At 44.9% G+C, this 20,326-nt stretch carries 23 protein-coding genes; all 23 read left to right on the forward strand.

From position 1 onward, the window contains the following. Positions 1–85: 85 nt before the first annotated feature. The 23 genes from ACFPTP_RS08390 to aroA all read left to right on the forward strand — a co-directional run bounded on the left by ACFPTP_RS08390 (position 86) and on the right by aroA (position 20,301). Positions 86–724, forward strand: coding sequence for a flagellar brake protein (locus ACFPTP_RS08390; RefSeq protein WP_381443575.1), 639 nt, complete (start codon positions 86–88; stop codon positions 722–724). Positions 725–815: 91 nt separating this feature from the next. Then, positions 816–1,493 (forward strand): (d)CMP kinase, encoded by a 678-nt coding sequence (cmk, locus tag ACFPTP_RS08395; RefSeq protein WP_381443577.1) that lies wholly within the window; start codon positions 816–818, stop codon positions 1,491–1,493. After that, positions 1,490–2,071, forward strand: a complete 582-nt coding sequence (locus ACFPTP_RS08400) for a lysophospholipid acyltransferase family protein (protein ID WP_381443579.1) — start codon at positions 1,490–1,492, stop codon at positions 2,069–2,071. The genes cmk and ACFPTP_RS08400 overlap by 4 nt, the downstream gene beginning before the upstream one ends. An 80-nt stretch (positions 2,072–2,151) precedes the next feature. Beyond that, entirely contained in the window at positions 2,152–3,291 is a 1,140-nt protein-coding gene (rpsA, locus tag ACFPTP_RS08405; RefSeq protein ID WP_381443580.1) for a 30S ribosomal protein S1, read from the forward strand. 121 nt (positions 3,292–3,412) lie between these two features. Then, positions 3,413–4,723 carry a ribosome biogenesis GTPase Der gene (gene der, locus ACFPTP_RS08410; RefSeq protein ID WP_381443581.1) on the forward strand — a complete coding sequence of 437 codons (1,311 nt, stop codon included), beginning with the start codon at positions 3,413–3,415 and terminating at the stop codon, positions 4,721–4,723. A gap of 14 nt (positions 4,724–4,737) precedes the next feature. After that, positions 4,738–5,757 (forward strand): NAD(P)H-dependent glycerol-3-phosphate dehydrogenase, encoded by a 1,020-nt coding sequence (locus ACFPTP_RS08415; protein WP_381443583.1) that lies wholly within the window; start codon positions 4,738–4,740, stop codon positions 5,755–5,757. A 48-nt stretch (positions 5,758–5,805) separates the two neighbouring features. Continuing rightward, positions 5,806–5,994 (forward strand): DUF2768 domain-containing protein, encoded by a 189-nt coding sequence (locus ACFPTP_RS08420; RefSeq protein WP_381444220.1) that lies wholly within the window; start codon positions 5,806–5,808, stop codon positions 5,992–5,994. Next, positions 5,991–6,710: a hypothetical protein gene (locus tag ACFPTP_RS08425; protein ID WP_381443585.1), complete on the forward strand. Its 720-nt coding sequence runs from the start codon at positions 5,991–5,993 to the stop codon at positions 6,708–6,710. The genes ACFPTP_RS08420 and ACFPTP_RS08425 overlap by 4 nt, the downstream gene beginning before the upstream one ends. 98 nt (positions 6,711–6,808) lie before the next feature. Beyond that, positions 6,809–8,287, forward strand: a complete 1,479-nt coding sequence (spoIVA, locus tag ACFPTP_RS08430; RefSeq protein WP_381443586.1) for a stage IV sporulation protein A — start codon at positions 6,809–6,811, stop codon at positions 8,285–8,287. Between the two features lie 293 nt (positions 8,288–8,580). Then, complete coding sequence (locus ACFPTP_RS08435; RefSeq protein ID WP_147059822.1) at positions 8,581–8,853, forward strand: HU family DNA-binding protein; 273 nt, start codon at positions 8,581–8,583, stop codon at positions 8,851–8,853. Between the two features lie 281 nt (positions 8,854–9,134). Next, a complete protein-coding gene (folE, locus tag ACFPTP_RS08440) occupies positions 9,135–9,698 on the forward strand; it encodes a GTP cyclohydrolase I FolE (protein ID WP_381443588.1) in 564 nt (187 codons plus the stop codon). A gap of 71 nt (positions 9,699–9,769) precedes the next feature. Continuing rightward, a complete protein-coding gene (mtrB, locus tag ACFPTP_RS08445) occupies positions 9,770–9,991 on the forward strand; it encodes a trp RNA-binding attenuation protein MtrB (RefSeq protein WP_381443589.1) in 222 nt (73 codons plus the stop codon). Between the two features lie 45 nt (positions 9,992–10,036). Next, complete coding sequence (locus ACFPTP_RS08450; protein WP_381443590.1) at positions 10,037–10,771, forward strand: heptaprenyl diphosphate synthase component 1; 735 nt, start codon at positions 10,037–10,039, stop codon at positions 10,769–10,771. An 18-nt stretch (positions 10,772–10,789) separates the two neighbouring features. Then, the gene (locus tag ACFPTP_RS08455; RefSeq protein WP_381443592.1) at positions 10,790–11,485 is read left to right on the forward strand and encodes a demethylmenaquinone methyltransferase; all 696 of its coding nucleotides are present in this window, start codon (positions 10,790–10,792) and stop codon (positions 11,483–11,485) included. A 25-nt stretch (positions 11,486–11,510) separates the two neighbouring features. Then, entirely contained in the window at positions 11,511–12,485 is a 975-nt protein-coding gene (locus tag ACFPTP_RS08460; protein WP_381443593.1) for a polyprenyl synthetase family protein, read from the forward strand. An 89-nt stretch (positions 12,486–12,574) separates the two neighbouring features. Next, the gene (gene ndk, locus ACFPTP_RS08465; protein ID WP_381443594.1) at positions 12,575–13,021 is read left to right on the forward strand and encodes a nucleoside-diphosphate kinase; all 447 of its coding nucleotides are present in this window, start codon (positions 12,575–12,577) and stop codon (positions 13,019–13,021) included. Positions 13,022–13,164: 143 nt separating this feature from the next. Further along, positions 13,165–13,935, forward strand: a complete 771-nt coding sequence (locus ACFPTP_RS08470; protein WP_381443596.1) for a CheR family methyltransferase — start codon at positions 13,165–13,167, stop codon at positions 13,933–13,935. Positions 13,936–14,087: 152 nt separating this feature from the next. Next, positions 14,088–15,269 (forward strand): chorismate synthase, encoded by a 1,182-nt coding sequence (gene aroC, locus ACFPTP_RS08475; protein WP_381443598.1) that lies wholly within the window; start codon positions 14,088–14,090, stop codon positions 15,267–15,269. A gap of 1 nt (position 15,270) precedes the next feature. Further along, positions 15,271–16,377 (forward strand): 3-dehydroquinate synthase, encoded by a 1,107-nt coding sequence (aroB, locus tag ACFPTP_RS08480; protein WP_381443599.1) that lies wholly within the window; start codon positions 15,271–15,273, stop codon positions 16,375–16,377. After that, entirely contained in the window at positions 16,374–16,739 is a 366-nt protein-coding gene (gene aroH / locus ACFPTP_RS08485) for a chorismate mutase (RefSeq protein ID WP_381443601.1), read from the forward strand. The genes aroB and aroH overlap by 4 nt, the downstream gene beginning before the upstream one ends. A gap of 26 nt (positions 16,740–16,765) precedes the next feature. After that, entirely contained in the window at positions 16,766–17,863 is a 1,098-nt protein-coding gene (gene hisC / locus ACFPTP_RS08490) for a histidinol-phosphate transaminase (protein ID WP_381443603.1), read from the forward strand. Continuing rightward, positions 17,863–18,978 carry a prephenate dehydrogenase gene (locus ACFPTP_RS08495; RefSeq protein ID WP_381443604.1) on the forward strand — a complete coding sequence of 372 codons (1,116 nt, stop codon included), beginning with the start codon at positions 17,863–17,865 and terminating at the stop codon, positions 18,976–18,978. The genes hisC and ACFPTP_RS08495 overlap by 1 nt, the downstream gene beginning before the upstream one ends. Positions 18,979–19,002: 24 nt before the next feature. After that, the gene (gene aroA / locus ACFPTP_RS08500) at positions 19,003–20,301 is read left to right on the forward strand and encodes a 3-phosphoshikimate 1-carboxyvinyltransferase (RefSeq protein WP_381444223.1); all 1,299 of its coding nucleotides are present in this window, start codon (positions 19,003–19,005) and stop codon (positions 20,299–20,301) included. Positions 20,302–20,326: the final 25 nt, after the last annotated feature.

Raw genomic sequence — 20,326 nt, forward strand, 5'->3', positions numbered from 1 at the left:
AGTTCAAATGTACCGAAATTCAATATTGGATTTTATGCCTACCCGTGACATAATAGATATATCTATAAAAGGTAGGTGTGTTGCAATGCGTCTTTCAATTGGCACAACGTTAACAATCGATAAGGATTTCACCGAAACAGGTGATAAGTATAAAAGTAAAGTTGTCGACTTCGGGGAAGGATATGTAATGATTGATTATCCCGCCCATATGGAGTCGGGAAAGACAGCGTTCTTCATGGATGGAACACAGTTGCTCATAACATTCGTGGAAAACAAAATGTCCTATGCGTTTCGTGCCGAAGTTACCGGCAGGATAAATAGAGGGATTCCTATGTTGAAATTGACTTATCCCGGTGATGATCAGCTGATCAAAATACAAAGGCGCGAATTTGTACGGGTTGAGACAGCCATTGATGTCGCAGTAGATTTTGAAGGCGTCTTCCAACAGTTCGTTGCTGAAGACATTAGTGCGGGTGGAATCGCTCTCAATATCGGTCAAGATAATTACTTAGAAGAGGCGGAAAGTGTACGATTGACAATCGCCCTTCCTTTTGTAAATGACGATATAAAGTACATCAGGACTGAAGCGAAAGCGGTACGGATCTGGGAAAAGGAAAATCGTCGGATCGCCTCCATGCAATTTGGCAAAATCGATACGACGGATAGGCAGAATATTATTCGTTTCTGCTTTGAGAGGCAATTGCTGACCAGGAACGAAATGTGAAGCATTATGTAGGGGAAAGTCCTATTTGTTCAGGACTTTTCCCGTTTTTATGTGTTACAATGTTTTCGAATTGAATTCGGGGGTAGATGATATGTTAAAAGGGATTAGTATTGCAATTGACGGTCCTGCAGCTGCAGGCAAGAGTACAATTGCAAAAAGGATTGCACAGAAATTACATTATACTTACATCGATACAGGTGCGATGTACCGCGCTTTGACGCATAAAGCGATCCAGTCGGACATAGATATGGATAGTGATAACGATTTGGCGGATTTACTTATGGACACCGAGATTCTTTTGGTTCCTGAAAAAGGCGGCCAAGCCGTTTGGATAGATGGAATCGATTGCTCGGAAGAAATCAGGTCTCAGCTTGTGACTGGCGCTGTTTCCAAAGTGGCTTCACACCCGACTGTCCGAAAAATGATGGTTGATAAGCAGCGGGCCCTTGCAAACGACTCCGGTGTAGTTATGGACGGGCGTGACATCGGTACTGAAGTGCTGCCTAATGCAGATTTAAAAATCTTCATGACTGCTTCTGTAGATGAAAGGGCGGAAAGGCGCTTCCAGGAAAACGAAAAGCGCGGAATCCATTCTTCGCTTGAGAGTCTGAAAGAAGATATCGAAAGACGCGACCGTGCTGACAGTGAAAGGGAAGTATCGCCGCTAAAGAAAGCAGCTGATGCCATACTCGTAGATACGACTTCGATGTCCATCGATGATGTGGTCGATAAAGTGATAGAACTTGCGGAAATGAGGATGGAACGATGAACCTTTATCCTTTCGGCAAATTTCTTGTCAGTACAATATTCTATCCTCTCTATCGGATCAAAGTAATTGGCAAAGAGAATTTCCCTCCTGAAGGCGGTGTGCTTCTATGCACGAACCACATAGATAATCTGGATCCGCCTGTCGTCGGTATTTCCTGTCCGCGAACTGTCCACTTCATGGCGAAGGAGGAACTGTTCAAAGTTCCTATCCTGAAAACAATTCTTCCGAAAGTGAATGCATTTCCCGTTAAACGCGGCATGAGCGATCGTGAAGCGTTCAGGACTGCATTGAAACTTTTGCGAAGCGGCAACGTAGTCGGAATGTTTCCGGAAGGGACAAGGAGCAAAACCGGCGAACTCGGAAAAGGACTGGCGGGCGCAGGCTTCTTTGCGTTAAAAGGGGATGCTGATGTAATGCCTTGCGCAATCATTGGTCCGTACAAACCTTTTCGTGCGTTGCGTGTAGTCTACGGAAAGCCGATTGCAATGGCACCTTACCGGGAAAGAAAAGCGTCTGCGGAAGAAGTGACCGAAGTCATCATGAATGAAATCCGTGCCCTTTTGGAACAGCATAAATAAATTAATAAGGTTAATTTTTTGTTTTTATGCATCGATTCGAATAATATAGAGATAGGATTCATTATGGAGGAGGACTACATATGACTGAAGAAATGAATTTGGATGAAATGAACGGATATAAAGAAGGCGACCGAGTCACTGGCAAAGTGACGAAAATCGAAGACAAATCCGTACTGGTCGAAATTACTGGAGCACCTTTCGATGGTGTCATCCCCATCAGTGAACTATCAAGTCTCCACATTGAAAAAGCGTCCGACGCAGTGCAAGTCGGAGATGAACTCGAATTGATCATTACAAAAGTGGAAGATGAGAACTATGTCCTTTCCAAGCGGAAAGTCGATGCGGAAAATGCATGGGATTCACTTGAAGAAAAATTCAATAATAAGGAAACGATCGAAACGGAAGTAAAAGATGTCGTGAAAGGCGGACTTGTCGTCGATCTCGGCGTTCGCGGTTTCATCCCGGCCTCACTCGTCGAAGATCATTTCGTTGAATCGTTTGAAGATTATAAAGGGCGTACGATGGAATTTAAAATCGTAGAAATGGACAAGGAGAAAAATCGCCTCATCCTTTCACACCGCGCGGTCCTTCAAGAGGAAAAGGCGAGCAAAAAAGAAGAAGTGCTTGAGGGACTTAAAGAAGGACAGGTGCTTGAAGGGACAGTCCAACGCATCGCTTCGTTTGGAGCTTTCGTCGATATCGGCGGAGTTGACGGTCTAGTCCACATTTCACAGCTTTCCCATGAGCATGTAGAAAAAGTGACAGATGTTCTTAAAGAAGGGGAAAAAGTGAATGTGAAAGTCCTTTCGGTCGATCGCGATTCGGAGAGGATTTCATTGTCTATTAAAGAAACATTGCCTGGACCGTGGGAAAACATTGAAGAAAGAGCGCCAAAAGGATCTGTGCTTGAGGGCACTGTGAAGCGTCTTGTTTCCTATGGTGCATTCGTCGAAGTATTCCCTGGTGTTGAAGGCCTCGTCCATATTTCACGGATTTCCCACCAGCATATCGGAACTCCTCATGAGGTATTGGAGGAAGGACAGAAAGTCGACGTGAAAGTGGTCGACGTGAATGCAGAGGAGAAACGACTATCGCTCAGCATTAAAGACCTTCTTGAGAAGGAAGAAACCGAATCATACGGTGATTATGAAATGAAAGAAGAAACGGGTTTCTCTTTGAGCGATGTCATCGGAGATCAATTGAAAAAGTTCACTGAATGATATTTGTCAAATTATCGAACAGACGAATGAATCGCAATCATATGGGTGATGGTGCTTAAATAGGCATCATCATCTTTTTTGTGTATAATATCTAAAGATATAGTGGAAGGGTGTTAAATAAATGAATAAACCAACCGTAGCGATCGTCGGTAGGCCGAATGTAGGCAAGTCGACAATCTTCAACCGTATCGTTGGAGAACGTATTTCGATCGTCGAGGACGTAGCCGGTGTAACAAGAGACCGGATCTATAGCTCGGCAGATTGGCTCTCGCATGATTTTAATCTGATCGATACAGGCGGCATTGATATCGGTGATGAGCCATTCCTGGAGCAGATCAGGGCGCAGGCGGAAATTGCGATTGAAGAAGCCGATGTCATCATCTTCTTGACAAACGGTCGGGAAGGTGTGACCGATGCAGACGAGCATGTTGCCAAAATCCTTTACAAAACGAAGAAACCTGTAGTCTTAGCAGTCAACAAAATAGATAATCCAGATATGCGCGATATGATCTATGACTTTTACTCGCTCGGTTTTGGTGATCCGTATCCGATTTCCGGATCTCATGGAATCGGGCTTGGTGATTTGCTGGATGCAGTCGCTGCAAGTTTCCCGGAAGCCGGGGAAGAAGTTGAAGAGGATGATGTCATCCGCTTTTCATTGATCGGTAGACCGAATGTCGGTAAATCATCATTAGTAAATGCCTTGCTCGGAGAAGAGCGGGTCATCGTGAGTGACGTTGCCGGAACGACTACGGATGCTATCGACACTACTTATGAGTTCGAGGGACAGAAATATAAGATCATCGATACTGCCGGCATGCGAAAAAAAGGAAAAGTGTACGAAAACATGGAGAAATATAGTGTTTTACGGGCGCTGAAAGCGATTGATCGCTCAGATGTAGTGTTAATTGTCATTAACGGCGAGGAAGGGATCCGCGAACAGGATAAGCGGATTGCAGGCTATGCGGAAGAAGCAGGAAAAGGCATCATGTTTGTTGTGAATAAATGGGATGCTGTCGAAAAAGACGATAAAACGATGAATCGTTTCACCGAAGATATCCGCAAGAATTTCCTATTCCTCGATTACGCGCCGATTTCCTACGTTTCAGCGAAGACGAAACAGCGTGTCACAACATTATTCGATCAAATAAAAATGATTAGTGAAAACCATGCATTGCGCATCCAATCGAGCGTTTTAAATGAAGTGATCGAGGATGCCGTCGCGCGCAATCCAGCCCCTTCAGATAAAGGACGCAGACTGCGCATCTATTATGCGACACAAGTGGCGGTCAAGCCTCCGGTCTTCATTGTATTTGTCAATGAGCCGGAATTGATGCACTTCTCTTATGAAAGATTTCTACAAAATCGTCTAAGGGAATCATTCGGGTTTGAAGGAACGCCAATCCGACTGATCACACGAGCAAGAAGTTGAATGAGGTGAATGTATTGGAAAGAGTGTCAGTGATCGGTGCAGGCAGCTGGGGGACAGCGATCGCCTTCGTCCTTGCCGAAAACGGCCATGACTGCCTGCTTTGGACAAGAAGGGCGGAACAGGCCGCCGAAATCAACGAACGACATACAAATGCTTCGTATTTACCGGGCATAACATTACCTGCCAATCTGAAGGCAATATCTGATTTGGAATTGGCCGTGGACCATTCTGATATTATTGTCATCGCAGTTCCGACAAAAGCGATTCGGTCCCTCTGTGCAGAAATCGATGAGCTTGCAGGCAATTCAAAGTTGATCATCCATGTTTCGAAGGGAATTGAGCCGGATACGTTGAAGCGGATTTCTGAAGTGATTGAAGAGGAAATGTCACCTGATAAGCTGCAGGCAATTGTCGCACTTTCAGGCCCGAGCCACGCTGAAGAGGTCGTCCTTCGCCATCCGACGACTATTACAGCCGCCTCCTTCGACCAGGAAGCCGCAGAGCATGTTCAAGACCTTTTCATGAATCAATACTTCAGGGTGTATACAAACGATGATCTGATCGGTGTGGAATTGGGAGCTGCGTTGAAAAATGTTATCGCCCTAGGGGCTGGCATCACCGACGGAATCGGGTATGGAGATAACGCCAAAGCTGCGCTTATTACACGTGGTTTGGCGGAGATCACCAGACTTGGCATGAAAATGGGGGCGAATCCGCTTACGTTTTCAGGCTTGACCGGCCTTGGAGACCTGATTGTGACGTGTACAAGCGTACATTCACGGAATTGGAAGGCAGGCAATCTGCTTGGCCAAGGGAAGTCATTGGATGAAGTCATTGCTGGAATGGGGATGGTCATTGAAGGCGTTCGGACAACTAAAGCCGCTCACCAACTATCTGTCCGCTACGATGTATCAATGCCATTGACGGAGGCGCTATATTCTGTCCTCTTCGATAATGTCCCGCCGAAGGAAGCTGTGGATCAGCTTATGAGCAGGATGAAAAAACAGGAAATTGAAGATATATTTTATAAATAAGTTGTTCTGAGAAACGAAAGGATGATTCATTTGTCCTCATTGGATAAAATGTGGCTGTCGTTTTACGCAATGGGTTTCATGGCTATTTCCATGGGACTCATTTACGTAAGCCGACATAAGCTTTCAAATAGATTATTAAAATTCTTATTTGCCCTTATCGCTTATTCTTTATTGATATTTTCATTTTTTGCGATGGTTTACTTAGTATTCAGTGGGCCGACTGGAGGGGCGAGATGAAAATGATCCGAAAAAGATCCTTTTTGCTTTTTTCTGTGGTTGCCATTTTGCTCCTTCTATCGGGCTGTATGTATAAAGGTGAAGAAAAGGCCATAAGGGAGAATCCTTATGAAGATCAGATCGATTTGATCCAAAAAGCCGTCGATGCATATAGAGGAAATAACGGTGGACTTCTTCCAATCAAAACGACTGAGCAAGATACGGATCAGTACATAAAATATCCGATAGAATTTTCCAAAATCGTTCCTGCATACACTGAAAAAATTCCATCCAACGCATATGAAACCGGGGGGATTTATCAATACGTCCTTATGGATGTAGAGGAAAACCCCACAGTGAAACTCGTCGATTTGAGGACTGCGGAGCGCATTCGCGAATTGAATCTGAGAAGGCATATCAACGGGAAGCTGCCCTTCAAAGATCCTGTGGGGGAAAATGTGTATGAAATCGATTACGAAGCGATGGGATTCAAGGAGCCGTTGAAAGTTGACAGTCCATATTCAGACGCCTTGTTGCCCATCGTAGTCGGTGGGGACGGTCATTTTTATGTCGACTATTCGATTGACTTGAATAGGATCCTCCAGGAGGAAAAGCCGAATGTGAAAGAAGGGGAAGACATCCGATACCTACTGTCTGATTCATATCCGATCTTGCCAGCTTACTCTTTGCCGTACACGGTGAATGAAAAAAACGAACCTGTTTTCATGAAGAAGTGACAAACTTCATAGGGTATATCAAAACGTTTCATGCATTTTTAGCATGAAACGTTTTTCGTTTACATAAACTAATATGCGCGAAAAAAGGAGGGCTAAGTATGAAAGAGGAATTATATGAAAATCTGGCTAGGAGAACGGACGGGGATATTTATATAGGTGTGGTCGGCCCTGTTCGTGTAGGAAAATCGACTTTTGTTAAAAGGGTGATGGAGGAGGTCGTCATACCGAATATGACGGATGCAGGCGATAGGGCAAGGGCGCAGGATGAATTGCCGCAAAGCTCGCCAGGTCCGATCATCATGACGTCTGAGCCGAAATTCGTTCCAGCGCAAGGCACCCAAGTATCAATCGGGGAGGGGGAGTTATCCTTTCAAGTAAGACTAGCAGATTGTGTCGGCTACGTAATTGATGGAGTGAAAGGATACGAGGATGAGGACGGCCCGAAATATGTCCATACACCTTGGCATAATGAACCGATCCCGTTCGAGGAAGCTGCACGCATCGGTACAGACAAAGTGATTCGGGATCATTCCACAATCGGCATTCTAGTAACAACAGATGGGACAGTGAACAATATTCCAAGAGCGGCTGCGGAAGTGGCTGAAGAGGAAATCGTCGGTAAGCTAAAAGAGATTGGCAAACCGTTTGTCATTGTTCTGAATTCCAAAATGCCAGCCCATGAAAAGACAGTCGCCTTGAAGGATCAGCTTCTTGAGAAGCATGGAGTGCCTGTCATCGCAATCAGTGCCGACCAATTGAACGCACAGGAGATCCAACTTATCTTGAAGGAAGCATTGTACGAATTCCCAATCACGGATATTGAATTGCAAAAGCCTGATTGGATGGATGTACTCGGGTCCGAACATGAGTTGAATGCGGCAATTGACAACGTCATCAATGAAGGATTCCTCGTTGCATCGAAAATTAGAAAAGTACAAGAGCTGGCAGAGCGTCTGAAGGACGAAAAGTATGTAAGGAATGCCGAAGTTGTTGATGTGGATGCAGGGAAAGGGAAAGCGACCGTCAATATCGAAATGGATGAGCAGGCATTCCGCGAGGTTTGTGAGAGCATCATGCAACAGGAGATGAAGACAAAAAAAGATTGGCTTCTCTTTGTCAAAGATGCTGTTAAAGCGAAAAAATCATATGATATGTATTCTGAAGCGATTGATACTGCGAAAAAAAGCGGTTATGGCGTAGCGTTGCCGACAATTGATGACTTCCAGCCATCTCCACCTGAACTGATTAAAGAGAATAATTTCTATGGAGTACGAATGAAGGCAACTGCACCATCCCTCCATATTATCCGAATCGATATGGATGCGGAGTTCTCACCCCTTATAGGATCGGAATTCCATAGCCATCATTTACTGAAGGAACTAAAGAATGCCTATCTTCATGACAGAGATGCCTTATGGCAGACACAGCTTTTCGGCACTCCTCTGCATGAAGTGTTGAAGGAAAGCATTCGTTTTAAAACTTCATCCGTTCCACCAAATGCGCGTAAACGGCTACGCGAAACAATTGAGCAAATGGTCAACGACGGAAATAAAGGCATGATTACATTTATTGTATAATGGAACAGACAAGGAAGATCCGTATTTTACGGGTCTTTTTCTGTTTTTGGTCAAATAAGCCAAAATTGACCACAAACACCGATAATATTGTTGCACCGCGGTTTTGAGTATGTTACTCTACTTACAGTAAAGAAAAGCGATGGGCGCTTGCTCAGCCCCGACAAGCGCTGGAGGTCTTGAAATAAAGGCGTTCTTTGCCTTTATCTTCAAGACCGAAGCGACTCGAGGGGCTAGCGCCCGGAGCTAGACAATCACATTGAGTTAAGCTATCTCTTTGAGAGGAGGTGAATGGTGTGAATAAAACAGAATTGATCAACTCAGTTGCCGAAGCGGCAGGTCTGACGAAAAAAGATGCTACTAAAGCGGTTGAAGCTGTATTCGATACAATCCAATCGACACTTGCAAAAGGTGATAAAGTACAATTGATCGGATTTGGTAACTTCGAAGTACGTGAGCGTGCTGCTCGTAAAGGGCGCAACCCACAATCCGGAGAAGAGATCGAAATCGCAGCTAGCAAAGTTCCTGCGTTCAAAGCAGGTAAAGCGCTTAAAGATGCTGTTAAGTAATCTTTAAGTTTACATAGGAGCCCCTCCGCAAATGTCTTCTCGACATAAACGCGGACGGGCTCCTTTTATGTAACCATATCATTTAGAAAACCTATAACATAGGTAGTTGCTTTCCGTTCCAGCACTCGCTTTCCGCGGGCGTTGCCTTAATTCTTGCTCGCAACGCTGCGCTTGTGCTCGCAAACGCCGTTCTTCGTAACGGCGTTCACTGTACGTATCCATAGGAGTGTGCTACTATCTTTGAAGGAATAGCATTAGATTGGGATGAGGAGGAAGTCTGTATGAAAGAAGTGGATCTCGGTAAAATAGAAAAAGCAGTTTCGATGATCCTGGAAGCAATAGGCGAGGATACCGACCGGGAAGGATTGCTCGACACCCCTAAACGGGTCGCCAAAATGTATGCGGAAGTTTTTGAAGGACTACATAAAGATCCAAAACAATATTTTGAAACGGTATTCCACGAGAATCACGATGAAGTGGTGCTTGTGAAAGACATTCCGTTCCACTCGATGTGTGAGCACCACCTTGTCCCATTCTTCGGACACGCCCATATCGCATACATACCGCGCAACGGAGTTGTTGCCGGACTTAGCAAATTGGCGAGAGCTGTCGAAACGACTGCAAAGCGGCCGCAATTGCAAGAAAGAATCACTTCCACCGTTGCAAATGCAATGATGGACATGCTTAATCCGATTGGTGTCTATGTCATCATCGAAGCGGAACATATGTGTATGACGATGAGAGGGATTAAAAAGCCGGGTGCGAAAACAGTAACTACGGTTGCACGCGGAATTTATGAGCACGATGATGTGAAAAGAGCAGAAATTCTGTCTCTTCTGAAGTGATCTGATGCCTTTGCGGATCAATTCATTTCTATGATATGATGGGACGTATATGGATGACAGGAGATGAAAACATGTCACAACCTGATTTTATCATGATCAAGGCGCAAGAAGATGGAGTGAATGTCATCGGGCTGACAAGAGGCAATGATACAAAATTCCATCACACTGAAAAATTGGATCGTGGGGAAGTGATGATTGCCCAATTCACTGAGAATACGTCTGCCATGAAGATCCGTGGCAAAGCCGAGATCCATTCGGCGCATGGTATTGTCTACAGCGATGGAAAAGAATAGACAAACGGGACCCAACTCATTTGGTCTTTGAATGGAGAACCGAAGATGGACAGACAAACAATCAATCGATATATTCAAAATTATATACGCGAAGTCGAACGATCCATCCAAGAGCCTATATTGAACAGGGATCTTGGGAAGATGCCACTTGACGAAGCGAAGGCGTTCTTCCTCCTTTTACCGATGTTGAATAACGAGGAATGGACCACTGAGCTGAATATATCTGCGATTGCAGTGGGCGCTGTGCATGCGGCATTTGACATGCATGACAGAGTGGACATCTTGGACGCGACTTCAAAGGAGCAGCAGCTCATGGTCCTGTCAGGGGATCATTTCAGCGGCATCCATTACAGATTATTGTCATCGCTTCCAGATTTCAAGCTCATCACTTCCATGTCGGAAATGATCGGGCACATAAATGAGACAAAGACGAACCTGTTAATGGAAGGGTCGGATGGAACCGAAGAGCTCATCGACTCAATGATCAGCATTGAATCGGGATGTATAGTTGAATTTCAAAGAAGATATGGCTTTACAAGATATTCGACAATCGTTGAAACCGCATTGGGTCTCATCTGGTTTTTCAGGAAGTTGACAAAAGAACCAGCCATCGAGCAGGTTTGGTCAGGAAACAGGATCAAAACTGCCGATATTGAAGCTGCTATTTCTGTTTTAACTTCGAGGTTGCAAAAACAGCTTTCGGAAGCTGGATTTTTGACCCCGTTCTTAAAACAGGAAATCCATAGGTTTGCAACACCGTTATTAGGCAGGCCTATATAGAGAAAGAAGGTAAGGCATATGGGGACGTCCAAAGAAGAGAAAGTCCATCACGTCTTTGAGAAGATCGCTGATGATTATGATAAGATGAACTCCGTAATTAGTTTCAATCAACATAAAAAATGGCGTAATGATATTATGAACCGAATGAATGTCAAAAAAGGTTCCCGTGCATTGGATGTTTGCTGTGGCACAGCCGATTGGACGGTTTTCTTGGCTGAAGCTGTCGGATCTGATGGAAAAGTGACCGGTCTTGATTTCAGTGAAAGCATGCTTGCTTCTGGAAGGCCAAAGGTCGCCAAGTACAAAAACGTCGACCTAATCCAAGGGAATGCGATGGATTTGCCTTTCCCAGATAATAGTTTCGATTATGTGACAATCGGATTCGGCTTGCGTAACGTCCCTGATTACGGACAAGTATTAGCAGAAATGAACCGTGTTCTGAAACCGGGCGGCATGGCTGCCTGCTTGGAGACGTCTCAAACCGAAATCCCGGTATACCGTCAATTATTCCGTTTTTATTTTAAATACATCATGCCTTTATTCGGCAGGCTTTTTGCGAAAAGCTATAAAGAATATTCCTGGCTACAGGAATCGGCGGATGATTTCCCAGGAACGAAGCAGCTTGCTCAAATGTTCGTAGATGCAGGCTTTCGGGAAGTGTCATTTAAGAAATATAGCGGTGGGGCAGCAGCAGGGCACATCGCGTTCAAATAATCGCAAGTAGGGGAAGGTAATCGTCTTGGAGAAATTGAAGTTAATGTCGCTTTACGCAGATTTCCGGAAGGATCTGTCATTCATCGAAAAGGAACTTGAACGATCCGTTGACTCTTCTTCCCCAGTCATTCGGCAAGCGTCGCTCCTGCTCCTGCGGGCAGGCGGAAAAAGGATACGTCCTATATTTGTCATCCTATCGTCTAAGTTCGGCGAATATTCCATGGAAAATGTGGCCAAAGTGGCAGTGTCCTTGGAATTGATCCACATGGCATCCCTTGTTCACGACGATGTCATCGATAATTCCGATTTCCGCAGAGGCTATGAGACGGTGAAGGCAAGATGGAATAACCGGATTGCGATGTATACCGGCGACTATATCTTTTCGCGTGCACTCGTTTCCATTGGGGAAATTGAAATGCCCGCTGTTCATCAATTGCTTGCTGAGACGATGTTGGAGATTTGTAAAGGTGAAATCATTCAATTTGAATACCAGCAAAAAACAGATCAGTCTTTCCGCGACTATTTACGTCGCATTAAAAGGAAAACAGCCTTATTGCTCTCTTCCAGTTGTGAATTGGGGGCTCTAGTTTCAAATACCGATTCGGAAGTTGTCGGGAAGCTGAAAAGATTCGGCTATTTCGCAGGCATGGCATTCCAAATCGTCGATGACATCTTAGATATCACATCAACGGATGAAAAACTTGGCAAGCCTGCCGGCAGCGACTTGTTGAATGGGCATTTGACATTGCCGACATTATACATAAAAGATGACCCTGAATTCCAACCGTATTTGTACCGGGCCTTTGATGGTTCATTGACGGAAGATGATCGTGGCCGGATGCTTGCCTATATACGCCAATCCGGTGCAATTGAAAAATCGCAGCAAGTGAGTGATATGTACTTGAAGAAAGCGATTGCGGAAGTGGAGTCCTTGCCGGACAACGACGCGAAGAAGGCGCTTCTGCAAATTGCGGACTTCCTCGGAAAAAGAAAGTTCTGATGAATGGGTTGCGAGTTGAAAGATTGTGATCCGAGTGGTACGATCAGTAAGGATAAAATTCCATACATACGTGAAGGAGTGTTTTATAAATGGAAAAAACATTTTTAATGGTTAAACCTGATGGCGTTCAACGTAATTTGATCGGTGAAATTGTTAGCCGTTTCGAAAGCAAAGGTTTCACATTGGTCGGCGGTAAATTGATGCAAATCAGCCAAGAGCTTGCTGAACAGCATTATGGCGAACATAAGGAGCGTCCTTTCTTTGGGGAGCTTGTAGACTTCATCACTTCCGGACCGGTTTTCGCAATGGTTTGGGAAGGTGAAAACGTTATCTCGACAGCACGCTTGATGATGGGTGCGACAAATCCAAAAGAATCTGCTCCAGGAACAATCCGCGGTGATTTCGCTGTAACTGTTGGCAAAAACATCATCCACGGTTCAGATTCACCTGAATCTGCTGTTCGTGAAATCGGTCTTTTCTTCAAAGAAGAAGAGCTTGTCAGCTATGACAAATCAATCACAAGCTGGATCAACTAATAAATCTCCACAAACAGCCTCGCGGTCAAACCGCTTGGCTGTTTTTATTATTTTTGTCCAACTGAAGACATATTTGGAAAGCGGTACATTTGGTCCCTTCTTTCCGGTATAATAGGTGAAAAAGAATATCAGGGGGATTTTGCATGTCTGACTACATCGATTTCATATCGAAAATAAAGAAAAAGACTGGAATCGACTTATCCTTATACAAAGAAGCCCAAATGAAAAGAAGGCTCACATCCCTATACGAAAAAAGGGGATTCCGAAATTTTTCGGACTATTATACAGCCATACATAATGACAAGGAGCTCTTGAACGAATTCCTTGATCGAATGACGATCAATGTATCGGAATTTTACCGGAACGCACAACGATGGGAAGTTCTCGACAAGAAAATCTTCCCCATGCTGCTCGCCCAAAACAAAAAACTGAAAATCTGGAGCGCAGCATGTTCCACTGGGGAGGAACCGTATTCACTTGCAATGGTATTGTCCTCTCACGTTCCTTTAAGGGATATATCAATATTGGCAACTGATCTTGATGCAGGGGTGTTGGAACGTGCGAAAGTCGGCCTTTATCAAGAACGGTCGTTGAAAGAAGTTCCAAAAAATATTTTGGACAAGTACTTTATCAACGAAGGCCAGCATTATCAAGTGAAAGATGAAATTAAAAAGACAGTTCAATTCAAACAGCAAAACCTTTTAGGGGATCCGTACGGTTCAAATTTCGATCTTATCGTATGTCGCAATGTGATGATTTACTTCACAGAAGAAGCGAAGGATCAAATCTATAACGATTTTTCAAAAGCGCTCAAGCCAGGTGGGATTCTATTTGTCGGAAGTACCGAACAGATTTTCAATCCATCCAAATACGGTTTTGAGTCGGAAGAGACATTCTTTTACAGAAAACTCTAAGAAAACGTTTACAATTATATTTATCCTTGAAATCCGGAATATTTCCGGATTTTTTCATTAATACCTATAGTCAAAATTGTTTTAGTTTGATAAAGTGCTATGAAACGGATGTTTACTCCATCCTTAAGAAGAGAGATAAAGGAGGAAATGGAATGAGGTTTTTTACAGCTGGCGAGTCACATGGACCTCAATTGACAGCCATTATTGAAGGATTGCCCGCACAAATGCCATTAACGGCAGAAATGATCAACAATGAATTGAAAAGGCGTCAAGGCGGCCATGGACGCGGCCGTCGGATGCAAATAGAAAAAGATCAGGTGCTGATCACATCAGGAGTCAGGCATGGGAAGACACTCGGGTCACCTGTGACATTGACAGTCGTCAATGATGACTGGAAGCATTGGACGAGCATCATGGGAATCGAACCGTTGGCGGATGATGTGAATCCAGAAGACATCAAAAGACAGATTACACGACCGCGTCCGGGACATGCAGATCTAGTCGGAGGCATGAAGTATGGCCACCGTGACCTGCGGAACGTCCTTGAAAGATCTTCGGCGAGGGAGACGACGATGCGTGTTGCAATTGGTGCTGTAGCTAAACAGTTCCTTTGCCAACTAAACATCCAAACAGTTGCTCACGTGACGGAAATTGGTGGCATCACGACCAATCCGGAAACATATTCAGAATTATCTATGGAAGAGCTGCGGCAAGTCATCGAAAATGATCCGGTCTACTGTGCCGACAAGGAAGCTTCAACACGAATGGTTGCTGCAATCGATGATATTAAAGGCCGTGGAGATACGCTTGGCGGAGTAGTGGAAGTCATCGTGGAAGGCTGCCCACCGGGGATTGGAAGCTACGTCCAGTTCGATCGCAAAATGGACGGAAAGCTTGCCGGGGCTATGATGAGCATCAATGCCTTCAAAGGCGTTGAATTCGGATTGGGCTTTAAGATGGCTCAAAAGCCTGGAAGCGAAGTGCATGATGAAATTGTATGGTCGGAAGAGCTGGGCTACTATCGCAAGTCAAATCGGCTTGGAGGGCTGGAAGGCGGAATGACGACTGGCATGCCAATTGTAATCCGTGGTGTCATGAAACCGATTCCTACATTGTACAAGCCCCTTGAAAGCGTAGATATCGATACGAAAGAGCCATTCGTGGCTACAATCGAGAGGTCGGATCCTTGTGCTGTGCCGGCAGCCTCCGTTGTTGCAGAGCATGTCATCGCAACCGAAATGGCAAAAGCGATCATGGAAGAATTCCGTTCAGATACGATGGATGGCTTGAAGGAAGAGATCGAGCGTTACCGACAATATGTAAAGGAGTTCTGACATGGGGAAACTGACCGTTCAATTGCCACATACGCAATATGAGGTGCATATAGGTGAAGATGTGTATGATTTGTTTTCATCACGTTATATAGGTTTGTTGCAAAGCGCCGATCGGGTGGGCATCATCGCTGATAAACAGGCCGCTGACTTGCATCTTCATACGCTTCTTGATGCATTACGAACAGCCGGTGTTGAACCTATGGTAAAGATTGTTCCTGCCGGTGAGAAATGCAAATCACAGGATGTCTATTTTGAATGCCAATCCTATTTTGTAAAGGAAAATTTCACCCGGAACTCTCTTCTGATCGCGTTCGGGGGAGGGGCTTGTGGGGATTTGGCGGGCTTCGTCGCCGCCACTTTCATGAGGGGAATCAAGTTTGTTCAATGTCCCACCACAATCCTCGCGCACGACAGTGCAGTTGGCGGAAAGACTGCCATCAATCTGCCCGAAGGGAAAAACATGGTTGGCTCCTTTCATCAGCCGTCGGCGGTTCTTTTCAATACGAAGCTTTTAGCCACCTTGCCGCCTCGCGAAATTCGCTCCGGTATGGCGGAATTGATAAAGCATGCTTTCATTTCTGATGCTGAGTGGTCCGAATCGCTTCTAGAGGAAGCGAGTTTTTCGAACCCGACAGAAGAATGGTTATCGACAGAGCTATTAAAAGGAATCCAAGTGAAGGCGGATATCGTTGCGGAAGACGAATTTGAGCACTCGAAAAGGAAGTTTTTGAATTTCGGCCATACATTCGGCCATGCAGTAGAAGCTGTTTACGGCTTTGGGGGGCTAAGCCATGGAGAATGCGTTATGATTGGCATGGCTTATAGTTTTATCCTGAGTGAACGTCATGGGAAAATGGATGCATCATTCACCGACCACTTCATTAAGTTCGCGAGAATAAATGGATATTCATTTGCTCCGGTTTTGGAGCATTCATTTGAAAGCTTCCTTGGATTTATGGAAAAAGATAAAAAAGCTGCATTCGGCGAAATGAATTTCGTCATATTAGAAAAACTGGGCGCGCCTTTCGTACGGAAAGTTTCAGCAGGGGAGTGTGAACAGGTTTTCATTGACTTGCAAAATAGAATTGAAATGGGGGAACGGTCATGACAGTAAGGGGAGTTAGGGGGGCAACTACCGTTGTCTCGGATCAACCTGATATCGTATTGGAAGCTACAAGGACATTAGTGATTGAAATGGCAAACGAGAATGGCATCGTTCCTGATGAAATCATTTCAGTCATCGTTTCGACAACGCGGGACATAGAATCTGCATTTCCTGCAAAAGCGGTCAGAACACTGGATGGATGGAAATACGTACCCGTCATGTGTACACATGAAATGGACGTACCGGGATCAATGCCGCTATGCATCCGGATTCTCATGCATGTCAATTCCGAAACTCATCAAAAGGATATTAAGCATATTTATCAAAATGAAGCAATAAAGCTACGGCCAGATTTGCAAAAATAAGCGACATGCAGACCGGAGGAATACATATGCAATGGAAAAACGTTTTATCTACCATGAAGCCTTATAAACCAGGCAGATCTACTGAAGAAGTGAAAAAGGCTTATCAATTGGAAAAGGTAGTGAAATTAGCTTCAAATGAAAATCCATACGGCTGTGCATCATCCGTTGCGGAGTTTTTAAGCAGTGCATCGATGCCGTTTGAAATTTATCCGGATGGCCATGGCACCACCTTGCGGACAAAACTGGCTGAAAAGCATGGCGTGGACGAATCATCAATCCTCTTCGGAAATGGGTCGGATGAAATCATCTCAATTATTACTCGGGCCTTACTTGATGAAAAAGTTCATACGATTATGCCTACCCCCACTTTTCCACAATACATCCATAATGCTAAAATCGAAGGGGCGGATATAACGGAGATCCCTTTAAAAAATAGACATCATGACTTGGATAATTTTATCGGAGCGATCAATGATCGGACCGCAGTCATCTGGGTGTGCAATCCGAACAATCCGACGGGCAGTCTCATTCCGAACGATGAACTGGAAAGCTTTTTGGAGCGTGTTCCTCAAAACATCCTTGTTGTCCTGGATGAAGCCTATTTTGAATACGTGACAGATCCGGATCACGTTGATTCCGTTACGCTTATAAGCCGGTTTCCTAACATCGTGGTTTTACGGACATTTTCAAAGGCGTATGGTCTTGCATCCTTCAGAATAGGGTATGCGGTAGGTTCATCCGATATTATTACCGAGCTGAATAAAGTCCGAAACCCGTTCAATAACAATACACTCGCCGTTGCCGTTGCAAGCAAGGCTTTGGAAGACGACGCATTCATCGAGAAGTGCAGAAAGTTGAATGAAATACAAAGGGAACGCTATAAGTCATTCGCTTTTGAAAAAGGACTCCATATATTTGATTCCGAAACGAACTTTGTGTTGATAGAAGTACCTGGAGACGCAGATGAAGCTTCGGAGTTCCTCTTGCGGCACGGGTATATCATCAGAAGCGGCAATGCCCTTGGAACCCCGGGTTACGTCAGAATTACAATCGGATCTGAAGAACAGAATACCGGGTTGCTTGAAGCGTTTAAACTTTTATTACATGAAAAAGGTCGAGAATAATGAATGAAAATGTAGCAATTATAGGTTTGGGTCTTATTGGCGGTTCACTTGCGCTTGCAATAAAGCGAGGCGGCCGCAATATACATATCACGGGCTTTGACCGTTCATATGCAACAGCTGATGAAGCTTATCGCCGTGGTATAATCGACATGATTGCCCCTTCGGCAAAAGCGGCATGCGAAAAAGCGGATTACATCTTTTTTGCGACGCCTGTGAATACGACAATCGCATTGATGGAAGAGGCCTTGGACTGGAAACTTAAAGAAAATGTCATTCTGTCGGATACGGGCAGCACGAAAAATCCGATCATGCAGGCTGCTGAAAGACTTCATGAAAAAGGATTGACGTTCATTGGCGGGCATCCGATGGCTGGTTCCCATAAGAGCGGCATAGCAGCTGCAAAAGGGCATCTATTTGAGAATGCATATTATGTTTTGACACCCTCTGAAAGTGCAAGCGATGAACTAATTGATAAGCTTTCCAATCTGTTGGCGCCTTCCAAAGGTAAAATTGTATTATTGGATGCCGCTGAACATGATCGGATGACAGCGATTGTCAGTCACTTTCCACATATTATCGCGTCCTCACTCGTTGGTAGGCTGGCGGATCAGGAAAAAGAGCAGCCTTTCGTCAAAAATCTTGCAGCAGGCGGATTCCGTGACCTGACCCGTATTGCATCTGCGGATCCGACAATGTGGCGGGATATCACGATTCAGAACAGGGAAGAATTACTTGGGCAATTGGATGGCTGGCTGCATGAAATGCAATCGATCCGTGCGATGATTGTTGAAAATGATCCCGAACGGATATATGGTTTCTTTTCAGAAGCAAAGGAATTCCGTGACCGATTGCCCTCCACTTTCCAAGGGGCAGTTCAGGGTGCATTGTATATGACCTTCGATTTGCATATAGACATCCCGGATCATCCTGGTGTCATATCCGAAATTACGAAAATACTTGCTGATCAACAAATCAGCATCACGAATATCCGAATTGTTGAAACCCGCACAGACGTGTACGGGATTCTCGTCATCAGTTTCCAGACAGCTGAAGATCGTAAATCGGCAAGAGAGATTCTCGCGAAAACAACCGATTACAGCATGCATATTCTCTAATAAGGGGGACTCGTCGTGGTTGGAATGAAAACAGTGAAGTTCGATAAGCCGTTACTAAAAGGTTCGCTGAAGGTGCCGGGAGATAAATCGATTTCCCACCGTGCGATCATGTTAGGCTCAATTGCAGAAGGCCGTACTGCAATAAAAGGGTTCCTAGATGGGGAAGATTGCTTGAGGACAATCGATATATTCAAGAGGTTGGGCGTATCCATAGAGCGAAATGGAACAGATGTCGTGATTGAGAGCCCTGGAATGAAAAACTGGACATCCCCTACAGAAAATTTGTATGCGGGCAACTCAGGAACGACGGCGAGACTGATGCTCGGCATTTTGGCGGGTTCAGCGATCACTTCCACATTGACGGGCGACGATTCATTATCAAAGCGTCCGATGAAAAGGGTGACAACGCCTTTACAATCAATGGGAGCCTCTGTTGCAGGTGAAGAGGGGGGAGACTTCCTTCCTCTTACAATCGTTGGCTCAAAGCTTGAAGGAATCGACTATCAAATGCCTGTCGCAAGTGCACAAGTGAAATCTGCGATTCTTTTCGCGGGATTGAACGCAGTTGGCGAGACGGTTGTTAGGGAAGACACTGTTTCGAGGGATCATACGGAGAGAATGCTCAAACAGTTTGGAGCAAAGCTCAAGCAGGACGGGAATACTGTAAGGATCCAAGGTGGTCAGTTATTAGAGGGCACATGCGTCACAGTTCCAGGTGATATTTCCTCCGCAGCATTTTTCATGGCGGCTGCGGCAATGGTCGAAGGAAGTGAAGTGGAATTTATAGATGTCGGGCTTAACCCGACGAGAACCGGAATCATTCAAGTGTTGCGACAAATGGGAGCTGGAGTTGAAATACTTGAAAAACATGGTGAAACAGGCGAACCTTATGGAGTAGTTAAAGTAACGCAAGCTCGTTTGGAAGGAACAGAGATAAGCGGAGAAATTATTCCGACGCTTATCGATGAATTGCCGATTATTGCATTAATGGCAACCCAAGCGACTGGAAAAACAATCATTAAGGATGCAGCAGAACTCCGAGTCAAGGAAACGGATCGGATTGCTGCCGTAACTGATGAGCTGACGAAGCTGGGTGCAAAAGTAGAAGCGACAGAAGACGGGATGATTATCGAAGGGCCGACCTCCTTATCAGGAGGAGAGCTGAAATCATACGGTGACCACAGGATAGGAATGATGGCTGCCGTAGCCGCATTGGTATCGGATGGCCCCATCCACATTGAAGACCCTTCCTGCATCGCCATTTCCTATCCTACTTTTTTTGACCATTTGTCACAACTCGTTACGGCGGGCATCGAAGAATAATTTTCCTAATGTATACAACATGAAG

The organism is Sporosarcina koreensis, from assembly GCF_042655825.1.
Classification (GTDB): domain Bacteria; phylum Bacillota; class Bacilli; order Bacillales_A; family Planococcaceae; genus Sporosarcina; species Sporosarcina koreensis.